Origin of the sequence: Streptomyces sp. NPDC001828 (assembly GCF_042892175.1) — a bacterium.
Lineage (GTDB): Bacteria > Actinomycetota > Actinomycetes > Streptomycetales > Streptomycetaceae > Streptomyces.
Window position 1 is genome coordinate 48,187 of sequence record NZ_JBIATV010000004.1, and the last position, 15,173, is coordinate 63,359.

The following is a 15,173-nucleotide window of genomic DNA, read 5'->3' on the forward strand; positions in this document are numbered from 1 at the left end:
CCTCGTCCTGCACCGAGAGGGAGATTCCGCATGACCGAGCCCACCAAGGCCGTGGCCATCACCGGAGCCAGCAGCGGGATCGGCGAGGCGACCGCCCGCCGGCTCGCGGCCGACGGCCACCGTCTGCTCCTCGGCGCACGCCGTACCGACCGTCTCGCCTCGCTGGCCGAGGAGCTGACCGCGGCGGGCGGCACCGCGGAGTTCCAGCGGCTCGACGTCACGGACGCCGCCGACGTGCACGCCTTCGTCCACGCCGCCGAAGAGCGCTTCGGCACGCTGGACGCGCTGGTCAACAACGCCGGAGTGATGCCGCTCTCGCCCCTGCACGAGCTCAGGACCGAGGAGTGGGACCGCATGATCGACGTCAACGTGCGCGGGGTCCTGCACGGCATCGCCGCCGCCCTGCCCCTGATGCGGACCCGGGGCGGCGGGCACTTCGTGAACGTCGCCTCCGTCGGCGCGTACGAGGTCTCTCCCACCGCCGCCGTCTACTGCGCCACCAAGTTCGCCGTCCGCGCGATCTCCGAGGGCCTGCGCCAGGAGTCCACCGGGAACATCCGGGTCACCCTCGTCTCCCCGGGCGTCACCGAATCCGAACTCGCCGACCACATCACCGATCCGGCCGCCCGTGCGGCCATGAAGACCTACCGCGCCGTGGCCCTGCCGGCCTCCGCCATCGCGGACGCCATCGCCTACGCCCTGGCCCAGCCGCCCCAGGTCGATGTCAACGAGATCGTCGTCCGTCCGGCGGCAAGCGCCCAATGACCCGCCGTCGTGGAACCCCGGCCGTGCCGTGCTTAAGATCACCCTGACCTGTGGCCAGAAATGGCCGCCATTTGCTGTGACTTGGGGCGTATCGCGTCGGATCCCCCGCCATCCGTGTCCCGCACGCCTTGGGCGCCGTACCGCTCGAAGGATTCCCGGGACGCGGTGGCGTCCGGCGCCGTGCCCCGGGGGAGGGGAGGCCGTGTGGCGTCCGTAGGAGAGAGACTGAGCAGGGCGCGTGAGCGGGCCTTCATCGGGCGGGAGGAGGAACTCGCCTGCTTCGCGAGGGCGTTGGAGGGAGACCCGGAGGCGCCGTTCGCGTTCTACGCGCACGGGCCGGGCGGCATAGGCAAGTCGACGCTCGTACGCTGCCTGGCGGATCAGGCGCGCGCTGCGGGCCGGCTGCTGCTCGAACTGGACGGGCGCTTCGTCAGTCGGGATCCGGCCGACTTCGAGCGTGCGGCGGGTCCGTTCCTCGACGTTCCGGGCACGGTGCTGTTCGTGGACTCCTTCGAGCACTGCCAGTGGCTGGAGAGCTGGCTGTGGCAGCGGTTCCTGCCCCGTGCCGCGGAGGACACCCTGGTGGTGCTCGCCGGCCGGCAGGCACCGCAAGCCCAGTGGACCGCCGACCCCGCCTGGGCCGGCCTCCTGCGCGCCCGTGAGATCGGGCCGTTCTCCGAGGAGCAGGCCCGCAGCCTGTTGGAAGCCGCGCGGATCCGGCCCGAACTGCGCGAGCGCATGCTCCAGTTCGCCGGAGGCAACCCGCTGGCTCTGTCCCTCGCGGCGGCCGTGGGCTCGTCCGGCCGGAGCGGGGAGGAGGCATGGGCCCCCTCCGCCGACATCCTGCGCACCCTGCTCGCGGGGCTGATCGGAGACGTTCCGACGGCGGCTCATCGGCGCGCCCTCGAAGTGGTGGCCCAGGCACACTCCACATCGGAGGAACTCCTCGGCGCGATCCTGCCCGACGAGGACACCCCGCTCCTGTTCGGCTGGCTGCGGGAGCTGCCCTTCATGGAGTCCACCCCCCGGGGCCTCTATCCGCACGACGCCGCCCGCGAGACCCTGGCCGGCGATCTGCGCTGGCGCGCCCCCAACGCCTTCACCGAGGTGCGCCGACGACTGGCGGAAGAGTACCTGCGCATCCTGCGCGAGGGGACCGAGGAGCGGATCAGCGTCATCCCCGACGAACTCTTCTACCTCTTCCGCGAGGTGGGGACCCCCGCACGGCGCGGCATCTGGACCCCGGAGGAGGAGGTGCACGAACGCCCTCTGCAGCCGGACGACATCGAGGTCGTGCTGCGCATGGCCGAGGAGACCGAGGGCCGCGCCTCCGTGGACCTGGTGCGCTACTGGCTGGAGCGCCAGCCCCAGGGATTCGGCGTCTTCCGTTCGGTCAGCACGGGCGAGACCGTCGCCTTCACGGGCCGCCTCGTCCTGCCGGCCCCGCCCGACCCCCAGGATCTCGCCACCGACCCCGTCGTCGCGGCCGCCTGGGAGTACACCGCCGCCACCGCACCGGTGCACCCCGGCCAGCACATCGCCATGACCCGGTTCTCGATCTACCCCGAGCGCTACCAGATACCGTCGCGCGTCATCGACCTGAGCAACTCCCGCGCCCAGGGGGAGGCCGCACGCGCGCGGGGCCGGGCCCACGGAATGGTCATCTACCAGGACGCCGACGCCTGGGCGGACCGCCTCAAGGGCATCATGCACGACACCGGTGCCCGGCCCAGGGTCGGCGAGCACACCTACGGGCTGTTCTGCAACGACTGGCGGCAGGTGCCGGTCGAGGCCTGGATGCGCCACCTCATCACCTCGACCAAGGTGCCGGGCCCGTCCGGGCCCTCGGGCTTCTCGCGCACCGCGTTCGACCAGGCCGTACGGGAAGCCCTGCCGCACTGGCGCGACGCCGGGGCGTTCGCCGCCTGCGCCCTGCTGCGCACCCGCCTGGCCGCGGACTTCACCGAACCCGTCGAGGAGTTGCGCACCCTGCTGCGCGCCGCCGTCGACGACCTGGCCCGCGATCCCCGGGGGGTGCGCGCCCGCGACGCCCTGACCGCCGGCTACTTCTCCGGCGCGCCCACCCAGGAGGCCGCCGCCCGCCGCCTGAACCTCCCGTACGGCACCTACCGCCGCCACTTGCGCCAGGGCCTCGACCTGCTCAGCGAAGCGCTGTGGGAACGCGAGTTGCGGGGCCCCCGGCAGTAGTTGCGGAGACCCTGGCAGTAACTGACGTACTGCATGGGTGTATTGACGTAGCCCGTGTGGGCCGGGGGAGTCCCGGCTCCGAGCGGTCGGGTGGACAGGTGCGGACAGGAGTGGACAGTGTCCGTACCTGTCCGCCCTGGAAAGTGGACAGCGCCCGGCGCGAGTGTGTGCGTCATGAAGGAAGCACGCACACAGCCGGAGCCGGAAGCGCCCCGAGTGCCGCGGCCCGGAGCGGCGCTCGCGGCACTGGCCGCCGCGCAGTTCACCGTCATGCTCGCCACCTCGATCGTGAATGTGGCTCTGCCGCAGATCCGCGCCGGGGTGGGCCTGTCGGACACCGGGACCACCTGGGTGGTCAACGCCTACGGCCTGGCGTTCGGGGCGCTGCTCCTGGCCGGCGGCCGGGCGGCCGACCTCCTCGGCCGCCGCCCCGTACTCGTCGCCGGGCTCGGCCTGTTCGCGGCTGCCTCGCTGTCGGCGGGGCTGGCCTCCGGCCCGGTCCTGCTCATCGCGGCCCGCGTCGGCCAGGGCCTCGCCGCCGCGGCCATCGCCCCGGCGGCGCTCGCCCTCGCGCTGGCCCAGTTCCCCACAAGGGCCGGGCGCGGCAGGGCACTTGGGGTGTGGGGTGCGGTGTCGGGGGCCGGGGGAGCGGGCGGTGTCCTGCTGGGCGGACTGCTCACACAGGCCGGCGGCTGGCCGTGGATCTTCTACTCGGTCGCACTCGGGGCGGTCCTCGTCCTGGCAGCCGTGGCCGCCCTCGTGCCCGACGCGGGCCGCCCCGAGCCCGGACGCTTCGACCTGCTGGGCACCGCGACGGTCACCCTCGCCCTGACCTGTCTGGTGTGGGGGCTGACCGGCGCACGCGGTGCCGGCTGGGCCGACGCGCGGGTCCTGGGCGCCCTCGGCGCCGCCGCCCTGCTGCTCGTGGCCTTCGCCGCAATCGAGCGCCGACGGCCCTACGCACTGATCCCGCCGGGGCTGCTGACAACCGGCAGGGTGGCCGCGGGCGATCTGCTGATGGCTCTCCTCGGTTCCGTCTGGATCGCGCTGTTCTTCTTCCTGCCGCTCTATCAGCAACAGGTGCTCGGATCCGGCCCGTTGGCCACGGGCGCCGGCCAACTCCCGCTGGCCGCAGCCAATATGCTCGGCGCGTCACTGGCCCCGCGCATCTCCCGGCGCCTCGGCGTCCCGGCGACCGTGACCGGGGCCCTGCTCGTGGAAGCCGCCGGGCTGCTGTGGCTGGCAAGGATCAGCGTCGACGGAAGTTACGTCGCCGACATCCTCGGCCCGAGCATCCTGGTCGGCCTGGGGCTCAGCGTCGCCTTCGTCCAGCTGACCGCGCTCGCCGTGGACGGCGTACCGCAGCGGGACGCGGGTCTTGCCGGGGGCCTGGTCAACACCACCCGCCAGGTCGGCGGCGCGATCGGGCTCGCCGCCCTGGCGACCCTGGCCGGGTCGGTCACGACCCACACACACCAGCCTCCCCTGGAGGCCCTCACCTCCGGCTACCGCACGGCCTTCACGGTCTCGGCCGCGATCCTCGCCGCCACCGCGCTCCTCGCCCTCCCCCTCACCCGCCGGACCCGACGTGCCGAGCCGGGCGCAGCCGCGCCCCGGCAGGACCGCACAACCGACCACGCGCCCGCCACCTGACGAGCCGGCCCGGCAGCCCCGCGCCGGGCACATCGCGCACCCCCACCCCGTACACGCGTCGCGCACACCTCGCACGACGGCCTACCGCGACGTGGCGCACGACGTACGACACCACGCGCCTTCCCCGTACGCCCCACGACTCCCACGCCGCACGACACGACCCGACACGACATAGACGTCCGACACGACATAGACGTCCGACACGACATGGACGTCCGACACGACACAAAGGACCCGACATGACCAGCAAGCCCTACCTGACCGGCCACTACACCCCCGTCGCCGACGAGGTCACCGCCACCGGTCTCACCGTCGAGGGCACCCTGCCCTCCGAGCTGACCGGCCGGCTGCTGCGCAACGGACACAACCCCAAGCCCGGCGTCACCCCCACCCACTGGTTCAAGGGCAGCGGCATGGTGCACGGCATCCGGCTGCGCGAGGGCCGTGCCGAGTGGTACCGCAACCGCTGGGTGCACACCCCCGCCCTCGAAGGCGCCCCCTTCATGACCGACCGGGGCCCCGACCTGACCGCCAGCACCGCCGGTACGCACGTCATCGAGCACGCCGGACGCCTGCTGGCCCTGTGCGAGGCGAACCTTCCCTTCGAACTGACCCCGGAGCTCGACACCGTCGGCGCCCACGACTTCGACGGCAAGCTGCGCGGCGCTATGACCGCCCACCCCAAGGAGGACCCGCTGACGGGTGAGCTCCACTTCTTCGGCTCCTCGCCGTTCCCGCCGTACCTCATGTACTACGTCGCCGACGCCAAGGGAGCGATCGCGCACAGCACCGAGGTGCCCGGGGCCACCGCCTCGCTCAAGCACGACTTCGCCCTCACCCGTCGCCACGTGGTCTTCATCGAGGGCAACGTCACCTTCGACCCGGCCGAGCACTCCGGGATCCCCTACTCCTGGAGCGACCGGCAGCCCGCCCGCATCGGGGTCATGCCGCGCGGCACCGAAGGCGCCCGGTGCGTGCGCTGGTTCTCCATCGAGCCGGGCAACATGCTGCACGTCTCCAACGCCTACGAGGACGGGCAGGGCCGCATCGTCCTGGAGGGCCCCACCGTGGACCGCGAGGGATTCGAGCTCTCCTGGAACTGGTGGGTCGGCGCCCCCGGACGCGGCAGCGAGCCCAACGCCCGCTCCTACACCCGCCGTTGGGTGATCGACCTGGTGGACGGCAGTGTCGACGAGCAGATCATCGACGACCTGCCGGTGGAGTTCCCGACGCTCAACGAGGAGTACCTGGGCGCCGAGAACCGCTACCAGTACGCCATCTCCTTCCCCGACGAGAAGGGCTTCGGCGGCTACGGGATCGTCAAGTACGACCGCACCACCGGAGCCCGCCGCATCCACCAGGTCGGCGACGCCCGGCTGCCCGGCGAAGCGGTCTTCGTCCCCGCCGCCGGGGCCACCGGGGAGGACGAGGGCTATCTCCTGACGGTCGTCTCCGACCTCAAGCAGGACGCCTCGCAGCTGCTCGTCCTCGACGCCTCGGGGCTCGACCGGGTCGCCACCGTCCACCTGCCCCGGCGGGTGCCCGCCGGGATCCACGGGTCCTGGATCCCCGACAGCGCACTGGACAGCAGTCGCATCTGACGTGCCGTCAAGTCCACCTGCTTGAAACCCACTTGAAGCTCACCCCCTCGAACCACGCCTCCGGTCCGCACGCCGGCCGGGGCGCCCGACCAAGGAACGTCGACATGACAAGAAACCGCAAGTACGCCGGCCTCGTCGCCGCCTCCCTCGCCACCTTCGTGGCCGCTCTCGCCGTACCGGCGCTCGCGCAGACCCAGGACGGGGGCCGACCGGCGGCCGCCCGCGGCATCGACTGGCACGCCTGCGCCGACGCGGACTTCAAGGGCATGCAGTGCGGATCCATCGACGTACCGGTGGACTGGTCCCACCCGGGCTCCGGCAGCCTGAGCCTCGCCATGGTCCGGCGCCCCGCCGACGACCAGGCGCACCGCCAGGGCACCGTGATGCTCAACGACGGCGCGGGCGGCTCCTCGATCGAGCAGCTGCGCCTGGCGATGCACATCAGCATGCCGAAGTTCGCCGGTGACATGACCCAGAAGTTCGACCTCCTCGCGGTGGACCCGCGCGGTGTCGGTCACAGCACCCCGATCGTGTGCGGCGAGCCGGCCAAGCCCGCCGGAATCACCCACTTCCCGAAGGACCGGGCCGCGTTCGACGCGCTCGCCGCCCACAACCGGGTCTTCGCCGAGGACTGTGCGCGCCGCAACGGCGCGCTTACCGGCCACCTCGATCTGACCAGCGCCGCCCGGGACTTCGAGGCGGTCCGCAAGGGACTCGGCGACCAGCAGCTGAACTGGTACGGCATCCACTACAGCACGCTGCTCGGACGCACCTACGCCCAGCTGTACCCGGGCCGCCTGCGCACCATGGTCCTCGACACCGCCCTGGACGACACCGGTTCACCCCTCGCCCGGGTCACCCAGGAGGCTGCCGCCGCCGAGACGGCCTTCAACCGCTTCACCGCCTGGTGTGCCACCACCTCGGACTGCGCCCTGCACGGCCAGGACGCGGGGGCCGCGTACGACGCCCTCGTCGCCGGGGCGGACCGGGCTCCGCTCCCGACGAAGGGCGTGGGACACCAGCCGCTGACCGGTGAGGACATCCGCGAGGCCACCCAGGACTTCCTCACCCTGACCCTCAACTGGCGTGAGCTGGCGCAGGCCATGGTGAAGGCCCAGGGCGGCGACGCGTCCGGCTTCCTCCACGAGCCCGACGACACGCTCGACCCGGTCCAGGTGCAGGTGCCGGCCTGCCTGGACAACCCGCGTCCGATCACATCCCTCACCCAACTCGCGTCCCTCCAGCAGCAGTTGGCCAAGGTGTCCCCACACCTCGGCGGCGCCGTACGCTCCTACAAGGCCATCACCGGCTGCCTCGGCTGGCCCGTCCCGGCCCGGCCCGTCAAGGCGGGGCCCGCAGTGCCCGGGGCTCCGGCCGCGCTGGTCCTGCAGTCCACGCACCAGGCCCTGGCCCCGTTCGAGGCGGGTGCGGCCATGGCCGCCCAGCTGCCCGGCAGCGTCGTACTCGCCCACGAAGGCGACGACTACAGCATGTTCCTCTCGTCCCGGTGCGTCGAGGACGCCACCAACCGCTACCTCACCACCCGGGCGCTGCCCGCCGCGGGCACCGTCTGCACGGACTGACCGCGGCGGCGCTCCGGCTCACCGGCGGCGAGCTCAAGTCCCCTGGAACGGGGAGGGGTTCCCGCTGGTGAGGAGGGGTACCCGGCGGGCACCAACCGGATAGGGGAGATGCCATGCTGGCCATAGGCGCCGCGGTTCTGTTCGTCATCGCGTTTCTGATCAACGCAGCGGACATATCGACCAACCACGTGTTCACGTCCACGAACGTCATGCTGATCGGGCTGGCCCTGCTGGCCCTGCACGTCGCCGGCATCGGCAGCGGGTGGGCGGGGCGCCGCCGACACTGAGCGCTGCCGGGCGGGGGAGCGGCGGCGTCGCGCCTGCGGTTCACGCCGCCGCCCCTGTAGTCGCTCCGGAATTGGACAGGGCATCAAAGTAAACGTGAAAGAGTGAGTCGCTTTTCCGGAGGGCGCGGGGGCGCGCATGGTTTAACTCGCAACTGCTTAATGCTCCCGCGCGCCCGAGTGACACTCGTATTCCGTCCGGGCATCGGTGATAAAACTGTCGTTGTCCAGCTCGTCGGACGGTGTTACAAAACAGAAAGGCGGCGTCATGATTCAAGGCGTCAAGCGTGTGATCGCTCTCGGTGCGGCTACGGCCGCACTCACCGCGGGAGTGGCTTTCTCCTCGGTCGGTGCCGCCGAGGCGGCCCCCCGGCACACGGTCGCGGCAGCGGCTCACGGCGGCAAGGAGAAGTGCCACGTGGTCAAGGGCTACTGGACGAAGACCTGGCACAAGCCCACACGCGACCGGCACGGCAAGGTCCACCCGGGGTACTGGACCAAGACCTGGCACAAGGCACGCAAGGTCTGCCACCGCTAGAAATGCCGCAGGGCTCGCGCAAAGATTTCCCGAGCCATCTCTAAAGAGGTCATAAAAAACGGCGCGGCGCCTTCTGTCGAAATCGCGACAGGAGGCGCCGCGCCGTTTTTCCTGTCCGCTTCTGTGAATTGCCTGTGGGGGAGGTGCGCAGGAGTTCGGGGTGAGGACATTTGAATATCCGTGCCCGTGAGGCGGGACGCCGCTCAGTGGGGACCGAGCGGTTCTCGACCAGGGGGCGACCGCATTGTCAGTGGCTCCGTCTAGCGTCGAATACCTGGGACCGGACCGGCCGGGACCATCGAGCGAGGGAGTGGGCATGGGCACCATCAGCATCGACACGAAGGCACTGCCGCGGCTCCTCACGGACGGCTCGGCCGGCCATGGGACCTCGTATCAGCAGGCCTTCGCCGACCTGGCCGCCACCCACCGGGGCGAGCCGCCGAGCCGGATCGTGCCGCTCCTGCGGGCTGCCGCCGATCGCGCGCTGCTCGGGTTCACATCGGCGGATCTGTACGAGCAGGCGGAGGCGATCAGCACGGGGCGACGGTACGAGCTGAGGATCACCCTCACCTAGTGCGGTCTCGGCGTACCCCGTCCGCCGCCGGAGAGCGCTCGATCGCGGGGCGCGCGGCCCTGAGGGCCTGCCCTCGCGTCACGGCAACGAGCGGGTGAGCCCGACTACTTCACCGTTCTCCTCCGTGGAGACGCGATCCCGCTCGAACCCGAGCTTCTCCAGGACCCGGATGGCCCTCTCTGCCGCACGCCTCACCAGGGGCCGTTCGCGGTCCACGGTCCGGTTTCCCGCCCGCGGCCCGGCTCGCGAACCGACCGCTGCCCGCTTTGCCAGGTCACCGCTGCCCCGGTCGCCCCTGATCCCCGGGCTGCTCACCAGCGTTATTCCACTTCAGACAATGATTCAGTGCCGAAGTTCCCATTGTGGCAACACCGCCGGCTTCCGCACGATGAGGGCGTACCGAAACGGCACGACCTACGAGGTTTTCATGATCGTCATTACCGCTCCCACCGGGAACATCGGCCGCCACCTGCTCACCCGACTCCTGGAGTCCGCACCCACGGCGGGTGAGGAGCTCCGCGTGATCGTGCGCGATCCCGCCCGTCTTCCGGACGAGGTGCGGGGACGTGTCGAGGTGATCACCGGATCGCACGGGGACGCCGGGGTCGTCGACCGCGCCTTCGAGGGTGCGGACGCCGTCTTCTGGCTGGTCCCCCCGGACTCCTCCATGACCCCGCAGGACGGATTCAGCGGGTTCACCCTCCCCGCCGCCAAGGCACTCGCCGCCCACCGCGTCGGCCATGTCGTCGGCGTCTCGGCGCTCGGCCGGGGCACCGCGCTCGCCGGCCGGGCCGGACTGGTCACCGCGTCCCTCGCCATGGACGACCTCATCGCCGACAGCGGCGTCGCCTACCGGGCCCTGGCCAGCGCGTCGTTCTTCGAGAACTTCCTGGAGGACGCGGAGTCGATCCGCGAGAAGGGCGTCTTCACCGACGTCGTCGAGGCGGACCGCAAGGCCCCGCTCGTGGCTGTCGCCGACATCGCGGCCGTCGCCGCGAAGCTGCTCCTCGACCGTTCCTGGACCGGCGTCGACAGTGTCCCGGTCCTCGGGCCGCAGGACCTGTCCCCCAACGACCTGGCCCGCATCATGACCGAGCAGCTCGGTCGCCCGGTCCGCTACGAGCGCCAGCCGTTCGACGAGCTGTACACCACCCTCATCGGCTACGGCCTCAACGACACCTTCGTCCAGGGCATCGTCGACATGAAGCGGGCCAAGGACGAGGGCCTCGACGCCGGCGTCACCCGCACCCGGGCCACCGCGTCACCCACCACCTTCGAGCGGTGGTGTGCCGAGACCCTCAAGCCCGCCGTTTTCTCCTGATGGCCCGGCACCCCATGGCCGAGCGGTCCCCCGCGAGGCTCCCCAACTCCCAGGTCGACAAGCCCCGTTGGAGGCACTCCGATGCCCGCTGAGGAAACCGTCCCGCCGGTCACGGCGTTCATGCTCGTCAAGACCACGCCCGAGTGGCTCGCCCTGACCGTCGAGGAGCGTGTGGCGGCCTTCACCACCCAGGTCCTCCCCGTCATCAAGGCCAAGACCACCGGCGTCCGATCACGCTTCTACGACACGGAGTTCTACTCCGCGCGTGTCACCGACGTCTGGGTGTGGGAGGCCGAGGACCACCACGCCTATCAGCTCCTGATCGACGCTCTGCGCGAAACCCCGTTCTGGGACCGGTACTTCGAGGTCGTCGACCTCCTCGTCGGCACGGAGAACGGCTACGCCCGCACGTACGGCGTGGAGGCGGTCACCACGGTCGCCACCTGACCCGGCGAGCGCGGCTCGCGGTACTGGTCCCGGCCCCAGCCCCGACCAGTACCGGGCTCGTCCCTTCGTGCCGGCGCCCGGTACCCCCGGCCGGTACCGAGCCAGGGGCCCTGTTGTTACGACAGATTAATAAGCCTATTGTAACTATTCATGGAAGACGTCATACCTCCCGTGGAGGACGCCGGCGAACTCGCGGCAACGCTCAAGCTGACCGTCGGCCGGATCGCCCGGAAGCTGCGGCAGGCGCATGCCGTGGGCGACACGACATTGTCCGAGGTGTCCGTGCTGGCCCGGCTGGAACGGGACGGGCCGGATTCGCCCGGGGCGCTCGCGGAACTGGAGCGCGTCCGGCCGCAGGCCATGGCCACCACGCTGGCCGCCCTCGAACAGCGCGGCCTGGTCAGCAGAGAGCCGGACCCCTCGGACCGGCGCCGCGTGGTGATGACGGTGACCGACGCGGGACGCACCGTGATCCGGGACCGGCGGTCGGAGTCCGTACAGGGCCTGGCCCACGCGATCGAGGCGGAGTTCACGCTCGTCGAGCGCCAGGAACTCGTCACGGCCCTGTCGCTGCTCGAACGACTCGCGGAGCGGCTGTGACCACCGACGGCCCCCGATCCGGCAATACCGTCTCCGGCGAGCCCGCCGCCGGCAAGGGCAGCGGGACCGGCTCGGGCATCCGCGCGGAGCGGGACGACCGCTACAAGTGGGTCGCCCTCTCCAACACCACCCTCGGCGTACTGATCGCCACGATCGACGGCTCGATCGTGATCATCTCCCTGCCCGCGATCTTCCGCGGCATCGGGCTCGACCCGCTCGCCCCGGGCAACATCGGCTATCTGCTGTGGATGATCCTCGGCTATCTGCTGGTGTCCGCGGTGCTCGTCGTCTCGCTCGGGCGGCTCGGCGACATGTTCGGCCGGGTCCGCATGTACAACATGGGCTTCGCGGTGTTCGCCTGCGCCTCGCTCGCGCTGTCCCTCGACCCGTTCAAAGGCGGCAGCGGAGCGCTCTGGCTGATCGGCTTCCGCGTCGTGCAGGCGGTCGGCGGTTCGATGCTGACGGCGAACTCGGCGGCCATCCTCACCGACGCCTTTCCGACGCGCCAGCGGGGCATGGCGCTGGGCGTCAACCAAATCACCGCCCTGGCAGGCCAGTTCCTCGGCCTGATCGTCGGCGGACTCCTCGCCACCGTGGACTGGCGGGCGGTGTTCTGGGTCAGCGTGCCGATCGGCATAGTCGGCACCATCTGGTCCTACCGCAGTCTGCGCGAGACCGGCAGTCGCCGGCCGGGGCGGATCGACTGGGCCGGAAATCTCACCTTCACGGCGGGCGCGGGCGCGCTCCTCGCCTCGATCACCTACGGAATCCAGCCCTACGGCGGCCACTCGACCGGCTGGACCAACCCGCTCGTCGTCGGCGGCCTCAGCACCGGCGTACTGCTCCTGGTGGTCTTCTGCGTGGTCGAGACCCGGATCCCCGAGCCGATGTTCCGCCTGAGCCTCTTCCGCAACCGGGCCTTCGCGGCCGGGAACATCGCCGCGCTGCTCACCTCGATCGCGCGAGGCGGCCTCCAGTTCATGCTGATCATCTGGCTCCAGGGCATCTGGCTGCCCCTGCACGGCTACGACTTCGAGCGCACTCCGCTGTGGGCTGGCATCTTCATGCTGCCGCTGACGCTGGGGTTCCTGATAGCCGGGCCCGTCTCGGGCTATCTGTCGGACCGTTTCGGGGCTCGGCTCTTCTCCACCAGCGGGCTCGTCCTCGTCGCCTGCTCCTTCCTCGGCCTGCTGGCCCTGCCGGTCGACTTCTCGTATCCGACGTTCGCGTTGCTCCTGCTGCTCAGCGGCGTGGGCCAGGGCATGTTCTCGGCGCCCAACACCTCGGCCATCATGGGCAGCGTCGCGCCGGAGCAACGCGGGGTCGCCTCGGGGATGCGCTCGACGTTCCAGAACTCGGGCACCGCGCTGTCGATGGGCCTCTCCTTCTCCCTGATGATCGTCGGCCTCGCCGGTTCACTGCCGCACGCGTTGAGCAGCGGTCTCCAGGCGCAGGGCGTGCCCGCGGGGACGGCCGAGCAGGTTGCGGGACTGCCGCCGGTCAGCACCCTGTTCGCCACGTTCCTCGGCAACAACCCGATCAGTCATCTGCTCGCCCCCAGTGGGGTGTTGGACACCCTGCCCGCGCACAACGTCGCGGCCCTCACCGGGCACAGCTTCTTCCCCGAACTGGTCTCGGGCCCCTTCCACGACGGACTCGTCACCGTGTTCGGCGTAGCCATGGCCATGTCCCTGGTCGCCGCGCTCGCCTCGCTGCTGCGCGGCCGACGCCCCGCCTCGTAGCGGACTCCGCCGCCGAGCCACCCCTCCACGGCACCGGTCGGCGGGACACATCCGCGACACCCCAACGCAAAGGACCGTACGCATGACCAACAGCGCCCTCCTCGTGATGGACATCCAGCGGGGCATCGTGGACCGATTCCCCGAGAGCGCCGGAGCCGACTACCTGACGCGGCTCGGCACCGCCGTCGACGCGGCCCGCGCCGCCGGGGTCCCGGTGATCCACGTGGTCATCGGATTCCGGGCCGGCCACCCCGAAGTCAGCCCCCGCAACAAGGCGTTCGGCGCGCTGGCCGGGTCGGCGGCATTCGTCGAAGGCGACTCCAGCGCCGCGATCCACCCCGCCCTCGCGCCGCAGCCCGGGGACGTGGTGGTCACCAAGAAGCGGGTCAGCGCCTTCGCGGGCAGCGACCTCGGCACGGTCCTGCGGGGCGCCGGAGTCACCCACCTCGTCCTGACGGGCATCGCCACCAGCGGTGTCGTCCTTTCCACCCTGCGTCAGGCCGCCGATCTGGACTTCGGTCTGACCGTGCTGTCGGACGGCTGCCTGGACGGCGACGCCGAGGTGCACCGCGTCCTCACCGAGAAGGTCTTCCCCCGCCAGGCCGACGTCGTCTCCGTCGACGCATGGGTCAAGGCGGTGGGGGAGCCGCAGGCCGGCTGAGCCGCGCGGCGGCCGACCCGCGCCTAGACTCGGCGCCATGAGCAGGACAGACCGTGCGGGCCGGGTGATCGCCGCCCCCGCGATGGCCGTTTACGCAGCCCTCCTGGACCGCGCTGCCCTGGAGGCGTGGCTGCCCCCGGACGGCATGCGGGGGCGGATCGAGCGGTGGGAGCCGCGCTCCGGCGGCGGGTTCCGGATGGTGCTCACCTATCTGGATCCCGCCCAAAGCCCCGGCAAGACGTCGGCCGCGACGGATGTCGTCGACGTCGAGTTCGCCGAGCTGGTGCCGGGGGTGCGGGCGGTCCAGCGTGCGGTGTTCGAGGCGGACGATCCCGCGTACGCGGGCACCATGACGATGACCTGGGAGCTGACCGCCAGTGGCGGGGCCACCGCGGTGACGGTGACCGCCACGGATGTCCCGCCGGGCATCGACCAGGCCGCCCACGAGGAGGGCATCGCCTCCTCGCTGGCCCACCTCGCCGCGTACCTGGAAGCCGGATAGCGACTCCGCCGAGCCGGCAGTACGCCTCACGCCTCACGCGCCCCGACTCATCCACCCCGACTCATCCACCCCGACTCACACGCACCGGCTGACGCGCGTCAGCTCACCGGTCCCGGCTCACCGGTCCCGGATCCCGAGGTCCGCCCGCATCAGGGTCCGCATGGTTACGAGCCGGGGCTCGGCCTGCCTCACCGTGACGAGCAGGCGCTCGGCACTCTCCCCGTCCCGCGCGAGGCCGCGGTCTATTCGCTTGGCCGCGGCGTCAACCTCCGCGAGAACCCTGTTGAGTTCGCGCGACGCCTCCATGATGCGCAGGGGCACGATCATCTGGGCCGCCGCGTAGCGGTCGCGGTAGTCCCGGCGCGATTCCTCGAGTCGGGTGCGGTCATCCTCCGCGTAGACGCCGTCGCGCATGCGGTGCAGCGCGTCCTTGAGGAGGGTGTGGAACTGCTCCGAAGCGCGGTTCATGGCCGTGTACGCCTCGCGGCGCTCCTCGAACGACCGCCTGCGGTCGGCGAGTTCGGCCTCGGCGGCACGCTCGCGGGCGTTGAACCGCTGGGGGAGCACCGCACCGAGGAGCGCCCCGCCGAGGCCCGCCGCTGCGGTGATGGCGGTGGACAACGCATCTGACATGCGCGGACCTTATCGTGGCCGGGGATCGCGGGACCACGCTGGACTGACCGGAACAGCACTG

At 71.2% G+C, this 15,173-nt stretch carries 15 protein-coding genes and 1 pseudogene; 14 read left to right on the forward strand and 2 right to left on the reverse strand.

Features of this window, described 5'->3' with window-relative positions:
• Positions 1–30: 30 nt before the first annotated feature.
• From ACFYZA_RS14380 to ACFYZA_RS14415, 8 genes are all read left to right on the forward strand, one after another.
• Positions 31–765 carry an SDR family oxidoreductase gene (locus tag ACFYZA_RS14380; protein ID WP_388490383.1) on the forward strand — a complete coding sequence of 245 codons (735 nt, stop codon included), beginning with the start codon at positions 31–33 and terminating at the stop codon, positions 763–765.
• A 204-nt stretch (positions 766–969) separates the two neighbouring features.
• Complete coding sequence (locus ACFYZA_RS14385; RefSeq protein ID WP_388490386.1) at positions 970–2,973, forward strand: ATP-binding protein; 2,004 nt, start codon at positions 970–972, stop codon at positions 2,971–2,973.
• Positions 2,974–3,147: 174 nt separating this feature from the next.
• Positions 3,148–4,626 carry an MFS transporter gene (locus tag ACFYZA_RS14390; protein ID WP_388490389.1) on the forward strand — a complete coding sequence of 493 codons (1,479 nt, stop codon included), beginning with the start codon at positions 3,148–3,150 and terminating at the stop codon, positions 4,624–4,626.
• Between the two features lie 239 nt (positions 4,627–4,865).
• Positions 4,866–6,227 carry a carotenoid oxygenase family protein gene (locus tag ACFYZA_RS14395; RefSeq protein WP_388490392.1) on the forward strand — a complete coding sequence of 454 codons (1,362 nt, stop codon included), beginning with the start codon at positions 4,866–4,868 and terminating at the stop codon, positions 6,225–6,227.
• 104 nt (positions 6,228–6,331) lie between these two features.
• Positions 6,332–7,810: an alpha/beta fold hydrolase gene (locus ACFYZA_RS14400; protein WP_388490394.1), complete on the forward strand. Its 1,479-nt coding sequence runs from the start codon at positions 6,332–6,334 to the stop codon at positions 7,808–7,810.
• 113 nt (positions 7,811–7,923) lie between these two features.
• Positions 7,924–8,097: a hypothetical protein gene (locus tag ACFYZA_RS14405; RefSeq protein WP_382595166.1), complete on the forward strand. Its 174-nt coding sequence runs from the start codon at positions 7,924–7,926 to the stop codon at positions 8,095–8,097.
• Positions 8,098–8,383: 286 nt separating this feature from the next.
• Positions 8,384–8,632, forward strand: coding sequence for a hypothetical protein (locus ACFYZA_RS14410; RefSeq protein WP_382595169.1), 249 nt, complete (start codon positions 8,384–8,386; stop codon positions 8,630–8,632).
• Positions 8,633–8,948: 316 nt separating this feature from the next.
• Positions 8,949–9,206 (forward strand): hypothetical protein, encoded by a 258-nt coding sequence (locus ACFYZA_RS14415; RefSeq protein ID WP_382595172.1) that lies wholly within the window; start codon positions 8,949–8,951, stop codon positions 9,204–9,206.
• Positions 9,207–9,284: 78 nt separating this feature from the next.
• Here the strand turns inward: ACFYZA_RS14415 and ACFYZA_RS14420 are convergent.
• Positions 9,285–9,380: pseudogene (locus tag ACFYZA_RS14420) on the reverse strand (GNAT family N-acetyltransferase); the annotation flags it as partial.
• A gap of 253 nt (positions 9,381–9,633) precedes the next feature.
• Between ACFYZA_RS14420 and ACFYZA_RS14425 the strand changes: the two are divergent.
• From ACFYZA_RS14425 to ACFYZA_RS14450, 6 genes are all read left to right on the forward strand, one after another.
• Positions 9,634–10,527, forward strand: coding sequence for an NAD(P)H-binding protein (locus ACFYZA_RS14425; RefSeq protein ID WP_388490397.1), 894 nt, complete (start codon positions 9,634–9,636; stop codon positions 10,525–10,527).
• Positions 10,528–10,608: 81 nt separating this feature from the next.
• On the forward strand, positions 10,609–10,974 hold the full coding sequence (locus ACFYZA_RS14430) for a darcynin family protein (RefSeq protein WP_388490399.1): 366 nt from the start codon (positions 10,609–10,611) through the stop codon (positions 10,972–10,974).
• A 150-nt stretch (positions 10,975–11,124) separates the two neighbouring features.
• Positions 11,125–11,574 (forward strand): MarR family winged helix-turn-helix transcriptional regulator, encoded by a 450-nt coding sequence (locus ACFYZA_RS14435; protein WP_382595180.1) that lies wholly within the window; start codon positions 11,125–11,127, stop codon positions 11,572–11,574.
• A gap of 77 nt (positions 11,575–11,651) precedes the next feature.
• The gene (locus ACFYZA_RS14440) at positions 11,652–13,316 is read left to right on the forward strand and encodes an MFS transporter (RefSeq protein WP_388491004.1); all 1,665 of its coding nucleotides are present in this window, start codon (positions 11,652–11,654) and stop codon (positions 13,314–13,316) included.
• Between the two features lie 82 nt (positions 13,317–13,398).
• Complete coding sequence (locus ACFYZA_RS14445) at positions 13,399–13,977, forward strand: cysteine hydrolase family protein (protein ID WP_388490402.1); 579 nt, start codon at positions 13,399–13,401, stop codon at positions 13,975–13,977.
• Between the two features lie 37 nt (positions 13,978–14,014).
• Positions 14,015–14,479 carry an SRPBCC domain-containing protein gene (locus tag ACFYZA_RS14450; protein WP_388490405.1) on the forward strand — a complete coding sequence of 155 codons (465 nt, stop codon included), beginning with the start codon at positions 14,015–14,017 and terminating at the stop codon, positions 14,477–14,479.
• A 117-nt stretch (positions 14,480–14,596) separates the two neighbouring features.
• On the opposite strand, the gene ACFYZA_RS14455 is transcribed toward ACFYZA_RS14450, so the two are convergent.
• A complete protein-coding gene (locus tag ACFYZA_RS14455; protein ID WP_388490408.1) occupies positions 14,597–15,112 on the reverse strand; it encodes a hypothetical protein in 516 nt (171 codons plus the stop codon).
• Between the last annotated feature and the right edge of the window lie 61 nt (positions 15,113–15,173).